The organism is Rhodovibrio sodomensis (genome assembly GCF_016583645.1).
In the GTDB taxonomy this organism is placed as follows: Bacteria; Pseudomonadota; Alphaproteobacteria; order Kiloniellales; family Rhodovibrionaceae; genus Rhodovibrio; species Rhodovibrio sodomensis.
In genome coordinates, this window is record NZ_NRRL01000265.1 from 1 (window position 1) to 1,322 (window position 1,322).

Consider the following 1,322-nt stretch of genomic DNA (forward strand, 5'->3'; position numbering starts at 1 on the left):
AGGACAGGTGAGGGTGGGTTTGCCGGTGGATGCCGGGCAGTCCCACCCTCACCCTCCCACGACCCTGCGGGTCGCGGGCCCCGCCCTCTCCCCTCGAGGGAGAGGGGATGGCGCCCTCCAGAGAGAGGCAGAAGGCGCCGGGGCCCGCGCCGGCGCGCGCTTAGTAGCGGTAGTGGTCGGGCTTGAACGGGCCGGTCTTGGGCACGCCCAGGTACTCGGCCTGCTGGTCGGTCATCTGCTCCAGCTTCACGCCGATCTTCGCCAGGTGCAGCGTGGCGACCTTCTCGTCCAGGTGCTTGGGCAGCACGTAGACGTCGTGGCCGTAGTTCTTGGCGTTGTGCCAGAGTTCCATCTGCGCCATCACCTGGTTGGTGAAGCTGGCCGACATCACGAAGCTCGGGTGACCGGTCGCGTTGCCCAGGTTGACCAGGCGGCCCTCGGAGAGCAGTAGCAGGCGCTTGCCGTCCGGGAACTCGATCTCGTCGACCTGCGGCTTGATGTTGTCCCACTTGAAGTTCTTCAGCCCGTCGACCTGGATCTCGTTGTCGAAGTGGCCGATGTTGCAGACGATCGCCCGGTCCTTCATCGCCCGCATGTGGTCGACCGTGATCACGTCGACGTTGCCGGTCGCGGTGACGAAGATGTCGCCCAGCGGCGCGGCCTCCTCCATGGTCGTGACCTCGTAGCCCTCCATCGCCGCCTGCAGCGCGCAGATCGGGTCGACCTCGGTCACCATCACCCGGCAGCCGGCGTTGCGCAGGCTCTGCGCCGAGCCCTTGCCGACGTCGCCGAAGCCGGCCACGACCGCGCGCTTGCCGGCCATCATCACGTCGGTGCCCCGGCGAATGCCGTCGACCAGGCTCTCGCGGCAGCCGTAGATGTTGTCGAACTTACTCTTGGTCACGCTGTCGTTGACGTTGATCGCCGGGCACAGCAGCTCGCCCTTCTTGGCCATCTGGTAGAGCCGCGCCACGCCGGTCGTGGTCTCCTCCGACAGCCCCTTGACCTGCTCCTTCAGAAGCTCCGGGAACTTCTCGTGCATCATCGCGGTCAGGTCGCCGCCGTCGTCCAGGATCAGGTTCGGACGCCAGCCGTCCGGCCCCAGAATCGTCTGCTCGATCGCCCACCAGAAGCTGTCCTCGTCCATCCCCTTCCAGGCGAACACCGGCACCCCGGCCGCGGCCACCGCCGCCGCCGCCTGGTCCTGGGTCGAGAAGATGTTGCACGACGACCAGCGCACCTCCGCGCCCAGCGCCGTCAGCGTCTCGATCAAGACCGCCGTCTGCACCGTCATGTGCAGGCAGCCCGCGATCCGCGCGCCC

The 1,322-nt window shown here is 67.6% G+C and carries 1 protein-coding gene; it reads right to left on the minus strand.

What is annotated here, in order from left to right; all coding sequences use genetic code 11:
• Positions 1-160 precede the first annotated feature (160 nt).
• Positions 161-1,322, minus strand: a 1,162-nt coding sequence (gene ahcY / locus CKO28_RS27650; protein ID WP_200344745.1) for an adenosylhomocysteinase, incomplete at its 5' end; no start/stop codon positions are given.